At 56.2% G+C, this 17,560-nt stretch carries 18 protein-coding genes and 1 riboswitch; of the genes, 7 read left to right on the forward strand and 11 right to left on the reverse strand.

What is annotated here, in order from left to right; genetic code table 11:
- Positions 1 to 188: 188 nt before the first annotated feature.
- The 3 genes from KHA84_RS13005 to KHA84_RS13015 all read right to left on the reverse strand — a co-directional run bounded on the left by KHA84_RS13005 (position 189) and on the right by KHA84_RS13015 (position 2,367).
- Positions 189 to 650: a DinB family protein gene (locus KHA84_RS13005; protein WP_213423951.1), complete on the reverse strand. Its 462-nt coding sequence runs from the start codon at positions 648 to 650 to the stop codon at positions 189 to 191.
- A 105-nt stretch (positions 651 to 755) separates the two neighbouring features.
- Complete coding sequence (locus KHA84_RS13010) at positions 756 to 992, reverse strand: hypothetical protein (protein WP_213423952.1); 237 nt, start codon at positions 990 to 992, stop codon at positions 756 to 758.
- 337 nt (positions 993 to 1,329) lie between these two features.
- On the reverse strand, positions 1,330 to 2,367 hold the full coding sequence (locus KHA84_RS13015; protein ID WP_213423953.1) for a potassium channel family protein: 1,038 nt from the start codon (positions 2,365 to 2,367) through the stop codon (positions 1,330 to 1,332).
- A 136-nt stretch (positions 2,368 to 2,503) separates the two neighbouring features.
- On the opposite strand from KHA84_RS13015, the gene KHA84_RS13020 reads away from it, so the two are divergent.
- The 3 genes from KHA84_RS13020 (at position 2,504) to KHA84_RS13030 (ending at position 4,166) form a co-directional block, all read left to right on the forward strand.
- On the forward strand, positions 2,504 to 2,905 hold the full coding sequence (locus KHA84_RS13020) for a hypothetical protein (protein ID WP_213423954.1): 402 nt from the start codon (positions 2,504 to 2,506) through the stop codon (positions 2,903 to 2,905).
- Positions 2,902 to 3,414: a hypothetical protein gene (locus tag KHA84_RS13025; RefSeq protein WP_213423955.1), complete on the forward strand. Its 513-nt coding sequence runs from the start codon at positions 2,902 to 2,904 to the stop codon at positions 3,412 to 3,414. The genes KHA84_RS13020 and KHA84_RS13025 overlap by 4 nt, the downstream gene beginning before the upstream one ends.
- Before the next feature lie 104 nt (positions 3,415 to 3,518).
- The gene (locus tag KHA84_RS13030) at positions 3,519 to 4,166 is read left to right on the forward strand and encodes a CPBP family intramembrane glutamic endopeptidase (RefSeq protein WP_213423956.1); all 648 of its coding nucleotides are present in this window, start codon (positions 3,519 to 3,521) and stop codon (positions 4,164 to 4,166) included.
- A 283-nt stretch (positions 4,167 to 4,449) separates the two neighbouring features.
- Here the strand turns inward: KHA84_RS13030 and KHA84_RS13035 are convergent, their stop codons facing one another.
- The 3 genes from KHA84_RS13035 to KHA84_RS13045 are packed head-to-tail and all read right to left on the reverse strand — an operon-like array spanning position 4,450 to position 7,527.
- A complete protein-coding gene (locus KHA84_RS13035; protein WP_213423957.1) occupies positions 4,450 to 6,687 on the reverse strand; it encodes a HAMP domain-containing sensor histidine kinase in 2,238 nt (745 codons plus the stop codon).
- Positions 6,687 to 6,860, reverse strand: a complete 174-nt coding sequence (locus KHA84_RS13040; RefSeq protein WP_213423958.1) for a hypothetical protein — start codon at positions 6,858 to 6,860, stop codon at positions 6,687 to 6,689. Before KHA84_RS13040 ends, KHA84_RS13035 begins: the two co-directional genes overlap by 1 nt.
- The gene (locus tag KHA84_RS13045) at positions 6,838 to 7,527 is read right to left on the reverse strand and encodes a response regulator transcription factor (protein WP_213423959.1); all 690 of its coding nucleotides are present in this window, start codon (positions 7,525 to 7,527) and stop codon (positions 6,838 to 6,840) included. Before KHA84_RS13045 ends, KHA84_RS13040 begins: the two co-directional genes overlap by 23 nt.
- Positions 7,528 to 7,594: 67 nt before the next feature.
- On the opposite strand from KHA84_RS13045, the gene KHA84_RS13050 reads away from it, so the two are divergent.
- Complete coding sequence (locus KHA84_RS13050) at positions 7,595 to 7,858, forward strand: hypothetical protein (protein ID WP_213424046.1); 264 nt, start codon at positions 7,595 to 7,597, stop codon at positions 7,856 to 7,858.
- A gap of 39 nt (positions 7,859 to 7,897) precedes the next feature.
- Here KHA84_RS13050 and KHA84_RS13055 read toward each other — a convergent pair whose 3' ends face one another.
- The gene (locus tag KHA84_RS13055) at positions 7,898 to 8,809 is read right to left on the reverse strand and encodes a DMT family transporter (protein WP_213423960.1); all 912 of its coding nucleotides are present in this window, start codon (positions 8,807 to 8,809) and stop codon (positions 7,898 to 7,900) included.
- A gap of 159 nt (positions 8,810 to 8,968) precedes the next feature.
- On the opposite strand from KHA84_RS13055, the gene KHA84_RS13060 reads away from it, so the two are divergent.
- Together KHA84_RS13060 and KHA84_RS13065 are read left to right on the forward strand one after the other, a co-directional pair.
- Positions 8,969 to 10,483, forward strand: coding sequence for a BCCT family transporter (locus tag KHA84_RS13060; protein ID WP_213423961.1), 1,515 nt, complete (start codon positions 8,969 to 8,971; stop codon positions 10,481 to 10,483).
- Positions 10,484 to 10,652: 169 nt separating this feature from the next.
- A complete protein-coding gene (locus tag KHA84_RS13065) occupies positions 10,653 to 12,152 on the forward strand; it encodes a BCCT family transporter (protein ID WP_213423962.1) in 1,500 nt (499 codons plus the stop codon).
- Between the two features lie 78 nt (positions 12,153 to 12,230).
- On the opposite strand, the gene KHA84_RS13070 is transcribed toward KHA84_RS13065, so the two are convergent.
- The 4 genes from KHA84_RS13070 to KHA84_RS13085 form a co-directional block, all read right to left on the reverse strand.
- On the reverse strand, positions 12,231 to 14,366 hold the full coding sequence (locus KHA84_RS13070) for an aconitate hydratase (protein WP_213423963.1): 2,136 nt from the start codon (positions 14,364 to 14,366) through the stop codon (positions 12,231 to 12,233).
- A 79-nt stretch (positions 14,367 to 14,445) separates the two neighbouring features.
- Positions 14,446 to 14,817: a DUF2512 family protein gene (locus KHA84_RS13075; RefSeq protein WP_213423964.1), complete on the reverse strand. Its 372-nt coding sequence runs from the start codon at positions 14,815 to 14,817 to the stop codon at positions 14,446 to 14,448.
- Positions 14,818 to 15,063: 246 nt separating this feature from the next.
- The gene (locus KHA84_RS13080; RefSeq protein ID WP_213423965.1) at positions 15,064 to 16,128 is read right to left on the reverse strand and encodes a copper resistance D family protein; all 1,065 of its coding nucleotides are present in this window, start codon (positions 16,126 to 16,128) and stop codon (positions 15,064 to 15,066) included.
- Positions 16,125 to 16,712, reverse strand: a complete 588-nt coding sequence (locus KHA84_RS13085) for a copper resistance CopC family protein (protein ID WP_213423966.1) — start codon at positions 16,710 to 16,712, stop codon at positions 16,125 to 16,127. Before KHA84_RS13085 ends, KHA84_RS13080 begins: the two co-directional genes overlap by 4 nt.
- Before the next feature lie 273 nt (positions 16,713 to 16,985).
- Positions 16,986 to 17,031, forward strand: a riboswitch (PreQ1 riboswitch).
- A gap of 8 nt (positions 17,032 to 17,039) precedes the next feature.
- Here KHA84_RS13085 and KHA84_RS13090 point away from each other — a divergent pair.
- Entirely contained in the window at positions 17,040 to 17,531 is a 492-nt protein-coding gene (locus KHA84_RS13090) for a QueT transporter family protein (protein ID WP_213423967.1), read from the forward strand.
- The last annotated feature ends 29 nt before the right edge of the window (positions 17,532 to 17,560 follow it).

Genomic DNA, 17,560 nt, shown 5'->3' on the forward strand with positions numbered 1-17,560 from the left:
CGCTCGCGCCACCGCGCGTGTTGCCGGGCACGCACTGGGACGCCGAGGAAAATCCACTGCATGCAGACGTGGGCCAGGAGGGGGCCAGTGCGGGAACCCGAAGAGAGAGGGCGCGCGTGAGGGAGGCATATTTGTATACGTGAAAAGGCCCGCTTCGCGCCCGGAAGCGGCTTTTTTCACGTATCCAATTATGCCTTCGCCAGGTTCGCCATAGCGTTCAGGATGCCCGCATGGACGCCTTCATGCCAGACGGCAAACTGCAGGAGTTTTTCTCCGGTGTCCATGTGGTGGCCGGCAATCTCGAGCGGGCGGGCGATCTGGGCGTCGAGCTTTCCTTCGAGCGCCCCGGCGATGCGGTCGGTCTGCTCCTTCAGCGCGGACACCAGTTCTTCATTAGAAGGAACACCTTCACCCCAGTTGTCCGGGCTGGTCCCGGTATTGAAGAGGCCGTCCCATTCCGGGTGGACGACTTCAAAGTCCGGGGCGATCATCTTCGCAAAATTCTCGAGCGAGACGAAAATGTGGCCCGCGTTCCAGCGGATGTTGTTGCTGAAGCCGGGGTGCAGCTTGTCCCAGTCGGCACCTTCCAGCTTCGACAGCTGGCCGAGCGTGTAACCACGCGCAAACTTCATCTGTTTAATCGTTGCCATCTGAACTCCTCCTTGTTATGTACTGCTTCCATTGTCGCCCATCTGACAGGTTTTTTGAACCAAAACACACAAAACCGCTGCCCTCACCAGGTCAGCGGTTCTGCTTTACTCTTTTCCGGGGCGGCGCTCGTTCGGCGCGGTGTCGTTATAGCCCTTATCCAGGCCTTCATCCCCCTCGAATGCGGATGGCTCGCCCTTGCCCGTATCGTCGGTTTCGTTTTCCCGGAAAGTGTCCGTCGAATTGGATTCGGACGGATCGGCCAGAGGCAGCTCACCTTCGTTGCGGTCTCCGCGCTGCGGATCATAATCCCGTGCGTTCGGATAGTTTTCGTGTTTTGTCATCTTTCATGCTCCTTTCCCCGGATGACCTCCGTCAGTCCATGGATTGATGTGCGGACCCGAATGGCCAGTACACCGGCAATCGCCGGGCTGCCGGCCGGATCCCTCCCAGTCTCCCCTGTCTGCTGCAACCGCCTGATTTCTCTTATCCTTTTCTTGATTCCCATTTAAATTCCTGCGCAAGGCAACTAAATTTACAGAAACTCAACAAAGCCGGACCGGAAGCAGGCAGACGGAAGACAACACTGCGTGATAGACTATTCCTTTTTTACACAGCCATTCAAACCTACAGTGCCGGAAATGAACTAAAGGACCCGTGTAACAAAAGGCCTTAATCGCATCAGCCGATCGTCCCGTTCATTTTCCCGTCCAGAGAGGCAATGCTTTCCTGGTTGCCGGCGACAATCATCTTGTCCCCGGCCTCGAACCGCTCGTCAGGATCCGGATTGCTGAGCACGTCTTTTTCCCGGTTGATCGCAAGCAGCGTAACCCCGTATTCCCGCCGGAGTTTCGATGACTCGACCGACTTGCCGACAAGCGGGCAACGGTCTCCGAGGATCACTTCGCCGACGACAAATTCCTTTTTCTCGGCCATCATCAGGTCGTTGATGTAGTCGATGCCGGACGGGCTCACAACGGAAAGCGCGAGCTCCCGGCCGCCGATGCTGGACGGGTTGATGACCCGGGTGGCGCCTGCACGCTTCAATACTTCCTCGGAACCTTCCTTCTCGGCACGCGCGGCAATCTCGATTTCTTCGTTCATGCCTTTCGCAGTCAGCGTAATGAACACGTTGTCCGCGTCGCTGTCGAGTGCGGCGATCAGGCCGCGCGCCTTGTCCGCCCTTGCCTTCTCGAGGATGTCCCTGTCGGTCGGATCACCGACAAGCCGGAGCGTCCCCTGATCGACCACTTCAAGAAGTTCATCTTCATTGTCATGTATGTACAAGACCTTCATTTCCTCTTCCATGCCGCGCAATTCCCGGTACACCTGCTGGGCGACCCGGCCGAATCCGCATACGATAATATGATCCTCCAGCTTGTCGATCTCATGGTCCATTTGCTTATCCCACACTTTCTGCGACAATTGTTTTTCGATCAGATAGGAAGCCGCAGTGCCGAGCCCGTATGTCACGATGCCCGCTCCGAGCGGCACGATGAGCAGCGCAAAACGCCGGCCTTCATCGGTTACCGGATACATATCCCCATAGCCGATCGTCATGACCGAAATGATTGTCATCCAGAGGGAATCAAAAAAGGTCAGGCTTTCATAATGCATGAATCCGGTGACCCCGAGTCCCACGAGGATGATGACCAACAGGCTGAGAAACAACAGCCGCCGGTAGCCGACCGGGATATCGAGCCATTTTTTCCTGAACATAAAACACTCTTCCTTCCGGGGTCTGGTCTTTTTCTTTTACCCCGGGTGTCGTGCCGGTAACCGCAACTCACCGGAGGACCGTGCGTCCTATTAATGGAAAGATCAAACTCTTTGGCGCCTAAAGGAGGGAAAGCAGATGAAAAACCTGCTGCTTGCAGCATCCATCACCGCCATGATGCTGCTTTCCGGATGCGGAGCGGCGAAAACCGCCGCGGACCACGGCAGCGGCCTGTCGGTGGAGATGCAATCGGGCGGCCAGTACCGGCACGTCCAATTGATCCGTTACGAAAATGGCGAGAAAGTTCCGGATGAAAATGTGGTAAACGCGGACGGCAGCCAATTCGAGGACGGCGAGGTCATCTGGTTTGATATCCAGCCCGGGGAATGGAAAAGTACGACGGCAGTCGCCCTGTCGGTCAGTACAGTCGGAACAGGGCTTGGCGCCCGGCAAACCAAGCCAGTGAAGCTGGAAGACGGGACATCCTGGGCACACGCGGTATTTGACGACAACTGCCTGTCCATTGAGGATTCGGAATGACGGCCGTTAGCGCGCCGCTCCGCAGGAAAGTCATCGCCGCTTCCCTGGGAGGCGCTGCCTTCGCCGTTTTGCTCGGCCTCCTAGCGCCCGATCCGTTCGGGGAATTTCCGGCAACACCCGGCGGCTTCCTGAATGCCTTTACGCTCACCGTCCCGGTTTACCTGTTGTACAGCTTTCCGGTCATCCTTTTGTTCGGCGTGCCGGCTTCGTTGTTTGCAGACTTTCTTGCCAAGCGTCTAGCAAGCCGGGTGAGGAAGCCGGACGCTGAACCGTTGATTTCCGGCGTGCTGCATGCCGTGTTCGGACTGATCGCTCTCGGCTACGGCGTCGCGGCGGCGCTTCTTGGCTTCATCGCCGACCGGCTGCTCAGGAAGCGGCCTGCCCCCGGATGGCCGGCAACCTTCAAGAGTCTCGCCGTCCCCGCCCTCGTCTGGCTCTTTTTCATGTTCATCGTCTATCTGAAGGAGCTGCCCGGTGATTTCCCCGCACTGCTTCAGGCCGCTTTGTAAGGAAAAGAGCTTCCGGATTGAGCCGGAAGCTCTTTTTCTATTTTCCGCAACTCCTTTCGCTGCACCCCCGTCCTATTGGAAAACAAATGAAGGAGGCAGGCCGAATGAAGCGGGGGCTGTTCATCGCGCTGGCGGGTATCGTCGTTCTGCTTTGGGTCGAGCAGGGGCTCGCGGTTTCATACGGATGGAAGACGGTTGCGAAGATGCTTCTATTCCTCGTCATCCCTCTCCTCATCTTCAGGGGAGAAGTGCGGCGGTTCATGGCTTTCGGGCGAACCGATCAGAGGCGGATCCGGATTGCCCTCTGGACGGGAGCAGGTGTGATGGCGGTCCTATTTACCGCGTATTTTCTGCTCAGCAGCCTGATCGATGCGGAGGCGCTCACCGAGGATCTTGCCGGTCGCGTCGGCGTGACCGGTACGATTTATCCGTTTATCGCGCTTTATATCCTGTTCGGCAACTCACTGCTTGAGGAATTCTTTTTCCGGGGCGTGCTCCCCGCGCAGTTCAGGGGGCATCCGCGTCTCGGCCTCACCGTTCCGCCGCTCCTGTTCGCCGTTTACCACATTGCGATTTTCCTGCCCTGGTTTGATTTGCCGATCCTCCTGCTGGCCGTGGCCGGTTTGTGGGCAGGCGGAGTGGTTTTCCAGCTGGTGAACGGCCGGGACGGCACCATTCTGCCTTCCTGGATCATCCATATGGCCGCCGACCTGGCGATTCTCGTGATCGGAGCGTTCATGATTTACGGATAAGCCGGGGCATGCCCGGCGCCAGTTCGTCATTCATCCCACCGGTTTCGTCACTCGGCTTGATGACCTCTCATCCATAGTCCTTGGACAATCGGAAAAAGCGCTCCTGCAGATCAACCTGCAGGAGCGCTTTTCATCGGAGTAAATACTCCCGATTTTTTATCCACACTATGGTTTCGTCATTCAGAGTCTCAATCTCGTCATTCGCCCAACCAGTTTCGTCATTGAGCTTCACTTTGGAAGCACTCACGCCCGAATCCGAAGCACTCGCCCCGATACCCTCTCTTCACGCCCTTGGCACCACAACCGTCACCTTGAACAGATCCCCGTCCAGGTCAATTGTCATCCGGCCGCCGTGCAGGTCAACAATCGATTGGGCGATGGCGAGGCCGAGGCCGGAGCCTTCGGTGTGGCGGGAAGCGTCGCCGCGCTTGAAGCGTTCGAACAGTTCATCCGCGTTGTCACCGAGTTCGTATTTCGAGACGTTTTTGATGGTGAAGCAGATGCTTTCATCGTCCCCGTCCAGTGAGGCATACACCCGCGTGCCCGGCATCGCGTACTTGAGCGCGTTCTGGATGAGGTTGTCGATGACGCGCCACCACTTTTGGCCGTCGACTGAGGCCGGGAGCGGTCCGTCGGCGATGCTGATTCGGAAGTCGAGCGGGGATGCGGCGATTTCCTCGCCGTGTTCGGCGATCGCCTGCCGGACGAGTTCCCCGAGGTCGACTCGCTGGCGGTTCAGCTCCACGTTGCCGGTTGCCATCTTGGAGACGTCAAACAGATCATCGATCAGCGTCTTCAGCCGCTGGGATTTGCGGTCGAGGACATCCACATATTCCGCGTGCTCCTCCTCAGTCAACCCTGGTTTCTTCAAAAGATCCGTATACGTGATGATCGATGTCAGCGGGGTGCGCAGGTCGTGGCTGACGTTGGTGATGAGCTCCGTCTTTAGCCGCTCGCTCCTGGCCTGTTCGGACATCGAGAGCCGGACGCCTTCCCGGAGCCGGTTCAGGTCCGATGCGTGCTTCGCGAACACACTGGTTCCCTTGACCGGAACCTCCTCGGTAAAGCGGCCCGACGCCATCCGGCCGGTCGCATCGATGATCCGGTTCAGATAGCCGGTTCTCCTGATCATGAACAGCAGCACCGGCAGGGCGACCGTGAAGAAAAGGAACAGCCAGATGGCGCCAAGCACCGCAGCTTCACTGCCAAACCCGGAAAGCACCGATAAAACAATGCCCCCGAACCCAAGCCCCGCAAGGAACACGACAACGAGCAGGAAAAGCACCTGCGTTCCGAGCTTTCGGTTCAGGAAGAACGCCCGTATATCGTCCGCCGCTTTCCGGATATAGGCGTGCTCCAGGTCCTGCCCGATCCGGGCGCTGTCGGTGAACCGGCGGACGACATGTAGGATCAGGAACACGGCCACCCCGAGGGCCATCATAAAGAATGCGGCGTTCACGGTCAGTTCCGAGTACAGGAAACTGCCGGTATGGTGCACGAAATTCATGAAGGTTTCCTTCATATACTCCGCGAATGCGAGCGCGATCAGCGACGCCACCGCCGCCGCGGCCGTCACCACGTCTATCGGGAAGCGTTCCAACTTCATTGACAGCGCGCTTCCTGTCCAGACAGAAGGCTGGAGCCGGAACACCGTCAGCAGGAGCGCCAACGCCAAAATGCCGGCCAGCCATACGCCCATGTACGACCGCTGTTCCGCTTTGAATACGGTGTACCCCCAGGCCAGCTGGTCATCGTTCAGGTAAACGGCATCTTCCATCCCCCGCTCCGCGGCTTCAGTCAACACCGACTGCGGGACGATTACCGTTCCCTCGAAAGTTTTCACCTCATCCGGGATCAGGCTGCTCGCCTCGCCTGTGTAGTCCAAATCCCCCGTGAACTGTGAAGCCCGGAGGTAGCCGTTTTTCTCGTTGAAATCCCGCTTGTAGGCCGATTTCTCACGGATATTACCGTTTGTATAGGTTTTCCCGGTTGCCGTGTCGGTCAGCTCGTAGTAAATGTGACGCACATGGTGCTCGAAGGATGGCCGGTTTTCCCTGAGCGCTGTCATATACTCATCAATAGCCCGGCCCTTCTCGGCACGGACCTTTTCTGCGACGTGGTCATCATCCAGGAAATTCTGGCGGATATCCTCCAGTTTCTCATCACGCTCCGCCGCGAGATTCTCTTTTTCCCCGGCACCCTCCGCCGCCTCGATCCGGCCCTCGTACTGGTCCCTGATCGACGCCAGCTGATCTTCCAGGTTCCCGTACCGGTACCGGTGTTCATCCAATTCCTCTTCCGTCACCCCGATTGCTTTCTTCGCCTCTTCCGGATCAACCGGGTTCAGGACATGCGGCCCGATTTGGTTGTAGAAAAAATCCAGGCCGTTCCGGAAATCGTCCGACTCGGTATACGTTTTCCCGATGATCCGCGGCCCCGCCTCAATCAGCACCATCACGGAAAACAGGACAAACGCGGCAAGAAACAGCCAGACGGCCTGTGTCCACTTATTCTTACGCATCAGAGCGCACTCCCTTTCAGCACATCACGCAGCCGGGCGATTGTCTCCGACGCATCCACGCCCCGGCTGTCGAAAAACTCACCGATAAAGCCCGAGCAGTAGATGAGGCTCGCGACCGCAACCGCCAGCGCTATCAGCGACAGCCAGATATCACTTTTCGATTTTGTAGCCAATGCCCCACACCACCTTCAGGTATCTCGGATTTTTCGGGTCCGCCTCGATTTTCTCGCGGATTTTTCGGATATGGACAGCGACGATGTTGTCAGCGTTGTACGCCTGTTCGTTCCACACCCGCTCGTAAATGTCATTGATTGAAAACACACGGCCCGCATTCTGCATGAGCAATTCAGTGATGCGGAACTCTATTGGTGTAAGCTTCGCAGGCTCGCCGTCCACGAGCAGTTCCTTGGAATCGGGATTGAGCGTCAGTCCGCCCACGCGGATTTCTCCACCCGTGTCGGCGTACGTGCCAAGACGGACATAACGGCGGAGCTGCGATTTTACCCGCGCCATCAGTTCCATCGGGTGGAATGGCTTCGTCACGTAATCGTCCGCCCCGACCGACAGCCCGTGGATCTTATCCGTCTCCTCGGACTTCGCGCTCAGCATGATGATCGGGATATTCCGCGAATCCCGGATGCGGAACGTCGCCTGGATGCCGTCCATTTCCGGCATCATGATGTCGAGGATAATGAGATGCACCTCATTGTCCTCCAACAGCCGGAGCGCTTCCTGCCCGTCTCCCGCCTTCAGAACGCCGTAACCTTCATTTTTAAGATAGATTTCGATGCCGTCACGGATCTCCTTATCATCGTCGACGACGAGCACTGTGTACCGCATATCGAGCCGCCCCTTTCTCGTTGATTTCATTGTACCGCGGAAAACTGAAGAAATTAGGAGGGGAAAGATGAAGAATTTCTTAAGGAAGAAATGCGGAGCCGGTCCTTGCCCGGCGGGCCCGGTGTATGAAGCGCTCCCTTACCGGGCATTCTGGGATTGGAGGTGCATCATGAGCAAAAACAAGAAGCAACAGAACAAACCCGGCAGCACGCTAAACCGCGAGGAATTCGGCTACGGCTATGACATCAGCATCGATGACATGGGCGTCATCGGACAGAATGATGCCGCGAAAAAGCAGAAGCCCCGCGGCAATAAAAAGGAAGAACGCTGAAAACGGGCGGCCGTCCAGGACGGCTGCCCGTTTGATAAATTATTCTTTTTTGTCCTGGACCTGTTTCCGGAAATATGGTGCTCTCGTTTCATCGGCACCGCGCCTGCCGAATGTCAGGACAATAAGTCCCGCCAAAAGCAGTCCGACGCCCATCCAGGCGAAAAAGTTCAGTTCCTCGCCGACGATGGCAACGCCGAGAATCGCCGCGGTGAGCGGCTCTGCGAGCGACAGCGTGACGGCGGTTGCCGCCGGGATCTCCTTCAGGCCGGATGAAAAAAGCAGATAGGCGACCGCGGTCGCAGCAATCGCAATGTAGACGATGACCGAGATGCCTTCCTGGGAACGGAGGCCGTCCATCGGATAAATGAAGAGAAACGGCGACAGGAGCAAGGCACTGATCGTAAAGATGACCCCTACCGATGCTGCTGGCTTTGCAAACTCCAGAACAATCTTGCTGGTCATGGAATAAACGGCGAACGTCAGCCCCGCTCCCAGCGCAAGCAGGACACCGGCGGGATTGACCGTGACGTTGTCACCTGTCAAAAGCAGGAGCGCACACCCCGCGACGGCGAGTACTGTGGCCATCGCCCACCTTTGGGTCGGCCTGCGTTTCAGGATGACCCATTCGATCAGACCGGCAAAAACAGGCGCACTGCCGATGCCGGTGACCGTGCCGACCGCGACGCCCGTCAGGCGGACCGAGCCGAAGAAAAACGGCTGGAACAGCGCCATCGCGACAGCCGCGATCAAAGTCGCCCGCCACGGCCACTCCCCGAAGTTCGCCTGGCGCATGGCAACCGCGAAAAACAGGAGGATCAATCCGCCGCCGGCGAGCCTTAGCGCACCAACCGTCAGCGGATGGACGCTCTCGGGAAGATAGGACTGTGCCGTCCCTGTCGTCCCCCATAAAATGGCGCCGATCAGCACACTGATAAACGGCAGCAAATTCATCATGGTTCCTCCTTTGTTCCACTATTCTGATTCGACTATAGCATAATCAGGAGAGCATCCGGTGCCTCATTTTTCCTGAAGCCCATTTGCAATCAGTTTTCTATTTTGTTAGGGTGGGTAACTGTATTCATACTAATCCGCACTTTTTAAGGGGGAACCATGAAAAAAGTCACAAACGTCTTTTACATCACACTCGCACTGATTGCCATGGCTGTCCTGTTCGGCGTTATTGTGCCCGAACAATACGAAATGGTCACCGGCAATATCCAGTCCTTTATCCTTACGAACTTCGGCTGGTATTACCTGCTGATCATGGCCGCATTCGTACTCATCTCACTGATCATCGCGCTAAGCCCGTACGGCAGGATCCGGCTCGGCAAAGACACCGACCGGCCTGATTTTTCGACAGTCACGTGGGTCGCGATGCTTTTTTCCGCGGGCATGGGAATCGGGCTTGTTTTCTACGGGGCAGCCGAGCCGCTGACTCATTACGTGGTGAATCCGCCTACAGAAGAACCCGGAACGGAAGCTGCGCTTAAAGACAGTCTCGTGTCAACCTACCTTCACTGGGGCGTTCCTCCTTGGGCCATGTACGGCCTCACCGCGCTTGCGCTGGCATTTTTCCAATTCCGCAAAAATGAACCCGGTTTAATTTCTGCAACAATGAAGCCGATCTTCGGCGACAAGATGAACGGCCCGTGGGGGATTGCTGTCGATGTGCTTGCTGTTTTTGCAACTGCATTCGGGGTCGCCTCGTCCCTCGGCTTCGGTGCTGTACAAATTAACGGGGGACTTAATCACCTGTTCGGCGTGGAAGTTGGATTTGCCGCGCAATTTGCAATCATCTCTGTTGTGACTGTGCTGTTTATGATTTCTGCCTGGACAGGACTCAGCAAAGGAATCAAATACTTATCGAACACGAATATGGTGCTTGCCGTGCTCCTCCTGATTTTCGTGGTCATTGTCGGTCCGACGCTCATGATTTTCAACCTTTTCACGGATACCCTCGGCACCCACTTCCAGAACCTGATCCAGCTGAGTTTCCGCTCCGCCCCGCTTTCCGGAGACAACCGCAGCTTTGTTGAGGGCTGGACGATCTTCTATTGGGCGTGGTGGATTTCCTGGGCGCCGTTTGTCGGCATGTTTATCGCAAGGGTTTCACGCGGGCGCACCATCCGCGAGTTTCTGCTTGTCGTCATCTTCGTCCCGACGCTGTTCTCTATTTTCTGGTTTGCCTCCTTCGGCACGACGGCTGCCCACGTCCAGGATTCGGGAACAGATCTGAGCGGGTTGGCGACAGAACTTGTTCTATTTAATGTGTTTGATCATCTTCCGTTGTCGATCATCTTGTCCGGCATCGCCATCCTGCTGATCGCTTCGTTCTTTATCACTTCCGCGGATTCAGCGACGTTTGTCCTCGGCATCCAGTCGACCAACGGTTCCCTGACTCCGCCAAACCAGGTCAAGCTGATCTGGGGAATTGCCCAATCCGGCATAGCCGCCCTTCTTTTGTATGTCGGCGGGCTGCAGGCGATCCAGAACACAATCATCATTGCCGCGCTGCCATTTTCAATCATCCTGATTCTGATGACATACAGTACATTCAAAGCACTAAAACAGGAACGCCGCCGTATGGAAGAACTCGCAAAAGGCAAGGCGATCCGCAACAAGTGAAGGCCGACTGCCCGCATCCCTGTTTCCGGGGGACGGGCAATTTGCTGATTTCAGGCGATTTTTTCAGATGCCATGGCAAAAAAATTCAAATAATCCGCTTTGCGTTTGGTTTGAAAGTCTGGTATGGTGGAAAGCTGATTGTCAGGCCATACTATTCACAGGGGGAATCATGAAGAAAGTCTCAAATGTCTTTTATATTACTGTCGCCATCATTGCGCTGACCGTTATCTTCGGCGTCACCGCGCCAAAAACATACGAACGGATCACGAGCAATATCCAGTCCTTTGTCTCTACGTCGTTCGGCTGGTATTATCTGTTGCTGTTTGCCGCATTCCTTATTCTCGCAATCATCATCGCAATCAGCCCATACGGAAAAATCCGTCTTGGAAAGGACACCGACCGGCCTGATTTTTCGACGGCAACGTGGGTGGCCATGCTGTTTTCTGCCGGGATGGGAATCGGGCTCGTTTTCTACGGTGCTTCCGAACCGCTTTCCCACTATGTCATCAACCCCGCCACGGAAGAGCCTGGCACCGGCGCAGCCCTGAAGGAAGGCCTGACCTACTCCTACCTGCACTGGGGGGCGCCAATTTGGGCCATGTACGGCATCACCGCACTGGCACTTGCCTTTTTCCAGTTCCGCAAAGACGAACCCGGGTTAATTTCGTCAACATTGAAGCCGATTTTCGGTGATAAGATGAACGGCCCCTGGGGGGTGGTTGTCGATGTGCTCGCTGTTTTCGCGACTGCATTCGGCGTTGCGACTTCCCTCGGCTTCGGTGCTGTCCAAATTAACGCGGGACTGAATCATTTGTTCGGGCTGGAAATCGGATTCATGTCCCAGTTCCTGATCATCGTGGCTGTGACCGTGCTGTTTATCATATCCGCGTGGTCCGGCCTCAGCAAAGGGATCAAGTACCTGTCCAATACGAATATGGTGCTCGCTGTCCTGTTGCTGATTATCGTGATCGTCGTCGGCCCGACCCTGATGATCCTGAACCTCTTCACGGAAACATTCGGGCTGTACCTCGTGAACCTGCTTGAAATGAGTTTCCGGACTGCGCCGCTCGTCGATGATAATCGCAGTTTCGTCGACGGCTGGACCATCTTTTATTGGGCATGGTGGATTTCCTGGGCGCCGTTTGTCGGCATGTTCATCGCACGTGTATCGCGCGGTCGTACGGTCAGGGAATTCCTGATTGGCGTCATTGTCATCCCGACTGTTTTCGTATCGTTCTGGTTTGCCGCGTTCGGTTCGACGGCGGCCTTTGTCCAGGACTCCGGCACGGACCTGAGCGGATTCTCAACAGAGCTTGTCCTGTTCAATATGTTTGACCAGCTTCCGCTGTCCATGGTCCTGTCGGTCATCGCCATCCTGCTGATTGCTTCATTCTTCATCACATCGGCAGACTCGGCGACCTTTGTCCTCGGCATGCAGTCGACAAAAGGCTCGCTGACACCTCCGAACGAGATTAAGCTGATCTGGGGCGTTGCCCAGTCGGCCATCGCGGTCCTGCTGTTGTACGTGGGCGGCCTCCAGGCCATCCAGAATACGATCATCATCGCTGCCCTGCCGTTCTCCTTTGTCATGATTCTTATGACGATCGGCATCCTCAAGGCACTGAGGGAAGAGCGCTGGCGAATCGAACGGAGTGCCAAAGGGAAATAATACACGGCACTACAAGGCCGGCAATCAAAGAAGTAAAACGGAACGCCCGCTCCCCTGTTGGAGCGGGCGTTCCTGTATTTAATCGAGTATCCGCTTGGTTTCATCCACATCAGCCACGCGCGCTTCTTCGTCACCCGGCTCAATGTAACCTTTCCCGTTGCACACCGTACATGCGTACTGCCAGCCTTCTTCATCGGCCCGCATGCCGGTGCCCTGGCAGGCGCGACATTCCATCTTGTCGTCTGCGCCTTTGCGCTTCTTCTCTTTTTCCTGGCGTTCTTTGGCCCAGTTGATCATGCCGCCCTTCAGCATGACCTCCACCTGCCGCCTGGAGAGCGCGTGACGCACAAGGATCTTCCTACCGGTGCCCTTCACGCCGATATAGAACTCATTCACCGCGGGGATGGTCTCCTTCAGATCGGTCAGCTGGAGGACGTCCCCCTCTTCAAGGGAATCATAATCGTCCGGGTTGGCGAAGGTGAGCGGCAGGATGCCGAAATTCACGAGGTTCTGCCAGTGGATCCGCGCAAAATCTTTTGCCAGTGCGACACGGAGACCGACATAGCGCGGGGCGAGTGCGGCGTGCTCCCGGCTCGATCCCTGGCCGTAGTTATAGCCACCGACGATTGCGTGGCCGCCGGCATTCCGCTGTTCCATCGCCCGCTCATAGTAGCTCGGATCTATGATTTCAAAAAGAAACTTACTGATTTCCGGAAGGTTGCTCCGGAATGGCAACACTCGCGCGCCGCCTGCAAGGATTTCGTCGGTCGAGATATTGTTCCCCATCTTCAGGAGGATCGGGATGTCCAGCGCGTCCTGCAACTCGTCCATTTCCGGGATAAGCGCGATATTCGGGCCCTTATACAGCTCGACCTTTTTCGCCTCCTCATATGGAAGAGGCTCGGCAAGCAGCTTCGTATCGACGGTCGGTTCCTTCGGGTCTTCGATGTCGGTCGGATACGGCATATCAAGTGAACGCGGATCGGTGATGACTCCGGTCAGCGCGGATGCCGCAGCCGTCTCCGGACTGCACAGGAAAACGCTGTCCTCGAGCGTGCCTGAGCGCCCCGGGAAGTTCCGCGGCGTCGTCCGGAGGCTATTGCGCCCGGTCGCAGGTGCCTGACCCATCCCGATACAGCCGTTGCATCCCGCCTGATGGAGGCGTGCGCCGGACTGGAGAAGACTGGCGATGTGGCTTTCCTTTACGAGGTCTGTCAGCAGCTGGCGCGACGTCGGGTTAATATCGAACGACACGCCCGGCGCAATCCGCTTGCCATCGACGATCCGTGCGACGACCGCAAAATCCCGGTAACCCGGATTTGCGGATGATCCGATATAGGACTGATAGATTTCGGTCCCTTCCACTTCGCTTACGGGGACGACATTCCCGGGGCTTGACGGCTTGGCAATCAAAGGCTCAAGCGCAGAAAGGTCGATTTCATCGTGGAGGTCGTATTCCGCGCCTTCATCGGCGAGCAGTTCCACCCAATCATCTTCTCTGCCCTGTGTCCCGAGGAAGCGCCGAACTTCCTGGTCAGACGGGAAGACAGTCGTCGTCGCCCCGAGTTCCGCGCCCATGTTCGCGATGACATGCCGGTCCATCGCACTCAGGTTGTCGAGGCCGGGCCCATAGTACTCGATGATTTTCCCGACTCCGCCCTTTACGTCGTGTCGGCGCAGCATCTCGAGGATGACATCCTTTGCACTGACCCAGTCCGGCAGTTTGCCGGTCAGCCGGACGCCCCAGACCTGAGGCATCTTGATATAAATCGGCTCACCTGCAATGGCAAGCGCCACGTCCAGTCCTCCTGCCCCCATTGCCAGCATCCCCATGCACCCGTTTGCACAGGTGTGGCTGTCCGAGCCGAGCAGGGTTTTGCCCGGGACTGCGAGGCGCTGCATGTGGACAGGATGGCTGACACCGTTGCCCGGCTGGCTGTAATACAGGCCGAACCGCTCCGTCGCGCTTTTCAGGAACAGGTGGTCATCGGCATTCTTGTTATCGACCTGGATCACGTTGTGGTCGACGTACTGTGCTGACGCCTCCGTCTTGGCGCGGTCGACACCCATTGCTTCCAGCTCAAGCATGACCATTGTGCCGGTCGCGTCCTGAGTGAGCGTCTGATCGATCTTCAACCCGATCTCCTCACCCGCCACCATCTCTCCCGACACGAGATGAGACTGGATCAGTTTTTGGGTCACGTTCATCTTCACTGGCGTTCCTCCTTCTTTTGTGTTTGACAGGGTATCCATCTGTTCAAAAGAAAAACCCCGGTGTCCCGGGGCCTATCAATCAGACTTGTGCATCATCGTACTGGGTGCGAAGCAGCCAGGAGTGGTAGAAATACTCCCCTGCCGTAATGATCGCTGCCGTCAGCAAGGCCTCGCCCATGGCTTCATCATAGCCGAGAAGATTAAGACCGCCCCAGACGATCAGAAAACTGAGAACGAAGTCTCCGGCCGTCGCGGCCATATTGCCCATCTTCGGCAAGACCATCAGGTCGCCCATGGCATAGGAAATCAGCCACAATCCGGCGGCGATGATCGTAGAGTCCATGAACGAAACATCATTAAAGAGCGAAAGCAGGATCCATACGACCGGAAATACGAGCGCGGCCTTGATCATCAGCGCTTTTCCGTGATCCACATGACGCGTTTCATCCATTGTCGATTCGCCTCCTTCCACTGCAGATTTGAACGTACCCTCTAAATACCCGGCTTGAATAATGGCAAACATTTCATAACACCAGGAATGATGCCGGACGTCCATTTTTTGTGCATGTCCTTAAGGTTTCCAGTCTCCTCGCCGTCACACGTGGTTAAAAAAGGGAGATTATTTTAAAGATAAAAAAAGACTGCAGCTCCTGTCCAGGAAGCGGCAGTCTACCGGCTGAGCCGAAGCGCAAACCGGTCAAAATGAAGTGATCATCATCAGGCCCAGATACGCCGCTATGACGAAGCCGATCCCCGAAAAGGCCGGCAGCCATTTCGGAAGATCCCGCCTGCTCCCGATAAAAAATAGCGCCAGCAGCAGCAGCGAGATCACCAGGAAGAGGAGACCTTCCAGAGACAGATCAAGCCGGGCATCAATCGGCATAGCCGGAGGGCCGGACAGCCATTCCGCAAGCGGGGCCGACCCTTCCGACCGGAATGTCGAGTCGATATCGTGGGGCGGCGACAGCTTGCTCATCACAGCCGTGAAGAAGAGCACGAGCAGGAGCATGAAGCTTTCCGTCCTGAGCCAACCTGAAGGCGGACGGTCTTTTTTTGCAATGAACCCGTTGATCGCCGCCGCTGCAAGAAGCGGAATGATGCTCAAATGCTTGAGCAGCAGCATCTGGCCATAGGGCAGAATCCAGGAGCTTGCATAATCCCCCGCATTCATCACGAGCAGCATCAGGAAAATTCCTGTTACGATCATGACGGCCATCAGCCCTGCCGCGGCCGGGGTGAACCATTTAAGGAAACCGCGCCAGTCCGGAACGGTATCGGGCTTTGCCGCTGCATGAAACAGGATACCCGCCCAGACCGAAAGTGCCGTCAGATGGATTCCATGGGCGATCAGGCCGCCCGGTTCATCAATGGTTGCCGAATGGCTGCCGTATGCGATCGCACCGAACGCTGACAGGATGAGAAGCAACTGGATAGTCCGGTTCATGCCGAACCTGAGTGCCGCAGCCAGAATGAGGGCGGCTGCAGAAAGCGCAAGAAAGCTGTGTCCTGCACGGAAGCCCGCCGTAATGTCCATAAACCCCCGCAGCCGGTATCCTTCCGGTGCGAGAAGGAATGTCAGCTGAACAACAGGAGCCGCCCCCAGCACCGGAATCGCTGCAGCGAGCAAGGCTTCAGTCCTTCTGCTCAGCCAGGCAGCCGGCCTGCGGCTTTCAGGAATGAATCTGAGCGTAATGGCTCCCGCCAAGACCGCCATCACAATATAGAGGAAGAAATCAGACAGTGCCGTGAAGACGATCATCATTTCTTCTTGCGTAACGCCCTAAAGATCAGGCCCAGGAGTAGGATCACCGCAACCAACAGTCCGACTGTCAGGAAAACGCTGCTCCCTTCTTCCGGCTGGTCCGTGTCGTTCCCTTCCTCAACAGGGGATTGTTCTGCTATTTGTTCCCCTTCGTCGGCAGTTCCCTTTTCAGCCTCTTCTTCATCGGCTGTGTTTTCTTCGGGGACCGCTTCCTCTTCTGCCGGGCTGTCCGCGGAAATGCCCGCAGCCGCCTCGAAAGTGAGTTCTCCGTCGATCGGATGGCCATCTTCACTGATGACATTCCAGAGAAGGGTCCACTCTCCATCCGGCAGCGGCTCGGCGAGTGTGCCGGTCATTTGGACGCCTTCAATGATGATTTCCGTAAACCCGATTTCCCCTTCCGCTCCGGTCAGGGTTAACGTGCTTCCTTCCTCAATGCCCGCACTGAACGTCAGGCTGACTTCCTCAAGCGGTTCCGTTACCGTCGCCCCGTCTTCAGGCACTGACGATTCCATTTGGGAATGGGCCATTGCCGCAGCGGGCCAAGAAAGGGTAAAGAGGATCGCCAGAAACAGTTTTTTCATGTTTTCTCCTTCTTTCCATATAGGATTTAAAAGGTCAGTCATTATATTCACTCCCGGCAGCGGGTGTGTACGTCCACTTTCTTTCCGGTTGCCGAAATGGCTCTTTCGGAACCGCAAAGACGACTGATGATCCAGACATTTTCTAATCTATAGGAGTCAACCATACTAAACAACATTCAAGCCCCGCACGCTAAGAACAGACCGCTCTCGCCATTATTCCCCATTGACCCGCATGGCCAGTCTGTAATATTATTGAACTTCGGGCTTTTTACCCCCCGCGCGGTTCGTAACCATCCCGCGATAACAAAACTAAGGGAGAGAAAACAAATGAACGTTAAAACGATGGCCGTCAATGCCGTCATTGCCGCACTCTATCTTGCCGTCACCGCGCTGATTGCGCCGTTCGGCTTTACGAATATCCAGTTCCGTGTATCCGAGATGTTCAATCATCTTGTTGTGTTCAACAAAAAGTACCTGGTCGGCATCGTCCTCGGCGTGTTCATTTCGAACCTGCTGCTGTCGACGCTCGGCTGGTATGACCTGACATTCGGCGTGGCGCATTCCCTGATCTCGCTGACGATCACAATCTTCCTTTGCAGATTTGTAAAAGGGCGCGTGAAAGGAATGGTCGCGAACACACTCGTGTTCACGTTCACGATGTTCATCATCGCGATCTCGCTGAACCTGGCACTCGGATTTCCGTTCTGGTTCACCTACGCCACTCTCGCCATCAGCGAATTTGTCGTCATGCTTGTCGGCGTGCCGATCATGAATGCGTTGAATAAACGGATCGACTTCAGCAGACTGATTGAAGACTGATTTATTTAAAGCCCCGGCGGCCTGCCGGG

It is taken from the genome of Bhargavaea massiliensis (assembly GCF_018390575.1).
Lineage (GTDB): Bacteria > Bacillota > Bacilli > Bacillales_A > Planococcaceae > Bhargavaea > Bhargavaea massiliensis.

Bases quoted from the DNA above. Each gene is read 5' to 3' on its own strand.
- KHA84_RS13005 (WP_213423951.1), bottom strand. From the start codon at position 650: ATGGCAACGATTAAACAGATGAAGTTTGCGCGTGGTTACACGCTCGGC.
- KHA84_RS13010 (WP_213423952.1), bottom strand. From the start codon at position 992: ATGACAAAACACGAAAACTATCCGAACGCACGGGATTATGATCCGCAG.
- KHA84_RS13015 (WP_213423953.1), bottom strand. From the start codon at position 2,367: ATGTTCAGGAAAAAATGGCTCGATATCCCGGTCGGCTACCGGCGGCTG.
- KHA84_RS13020 (WP_213423954.1), top strand. From the start codon at position 2,504: ATGAAAAACCTGCTGCTTGCAGCATCCATCACCGCCATGATGCTGCTT.
- KHA84_RS13025 (WP_213423955.1), top strand. From the start codon at position 2,902: ATGACGGCCGTTAGCGCGCCGCTCCGCAGGAAAGTCATCGCCGCTTCC.
- KHA84_RS13030 (WP_213423956.1), top strand. From the start codon at position 3,519: ATGAAGCGGGGGCTGTTCATCGCGCTGGCGGGTATCGTCGTTCTGCTT.
- KHA84_RS13035 (WP_213423957.1), bottom strand. From the start codon at position 6,687: ATGCGTAAGAATAAGTGGACACAGGCCGTCTGGCTGTTTCTTGCCGCG.
- KHA84_RS13045 (WP_213423959.1), bottom strand. From the start codon at position 7,527: ATGCGGTACACAGTGCTCGTCGTCGACGATGATAAGGAGATCCGTGAC.
- KHA84_RS13050 (WP_213424046.1), top strand. From the start codon at position 7,595: ATGAAGAATTTCTTAAGGAAGAAATGCGGAGCCGGTCCTTGCCCGGCG.
- KHA84_RS13055 (WP_213423960.1), bottom strand. From the start codon at position 8,809: ATGAATTTGCTGCCGTTTATCAGTGTGCTGATCGGCGCCATTTTATGG.
- KHA84_RS13060 (WP_213423961.1), top strand. From the start codon at position 8,969: ATGAAAAAAGTCACAAACGTCTTTTACATCACACTCGCACTGATTGCC.
- KHA84_RS13065 (WP_213423962.1), top strand. From the start codon at position 10,653: ATGAAGAAAGTCTCAAATGTCTTTTATATTACTGTCGCCATCATTGCG.
- KHA84_RS13075 (WP_213423964.1), bottom strand. From the start codon at position 14,817: ATGGATGAAACGCGTCATGTGGATCACGGAAAAGCGCTGATGATCAAG.
- KHA84_RS13080 (WP_213423965.1), bottom strand. From the start codon at position 16,128: ATGATGATCGTCTTCACGGCACTGTCTGATTTCTTCCTCTATATTGTG.
- KHA84_RS13085 (WP_213423966.1), bottom strand. From the start codon at position 16,712: ATGAAAAAACTGTTTCTGGCGATCCTCTTTACCCTTTCTTGGCCCGCT.
- KHA84_RS13090 (WP_213423967.1), top strand. From the start codon at position 17,040: ATGAACGTTAAAACGATGGCCGTCAATGCCGTCATTGCCGCACTCTAT.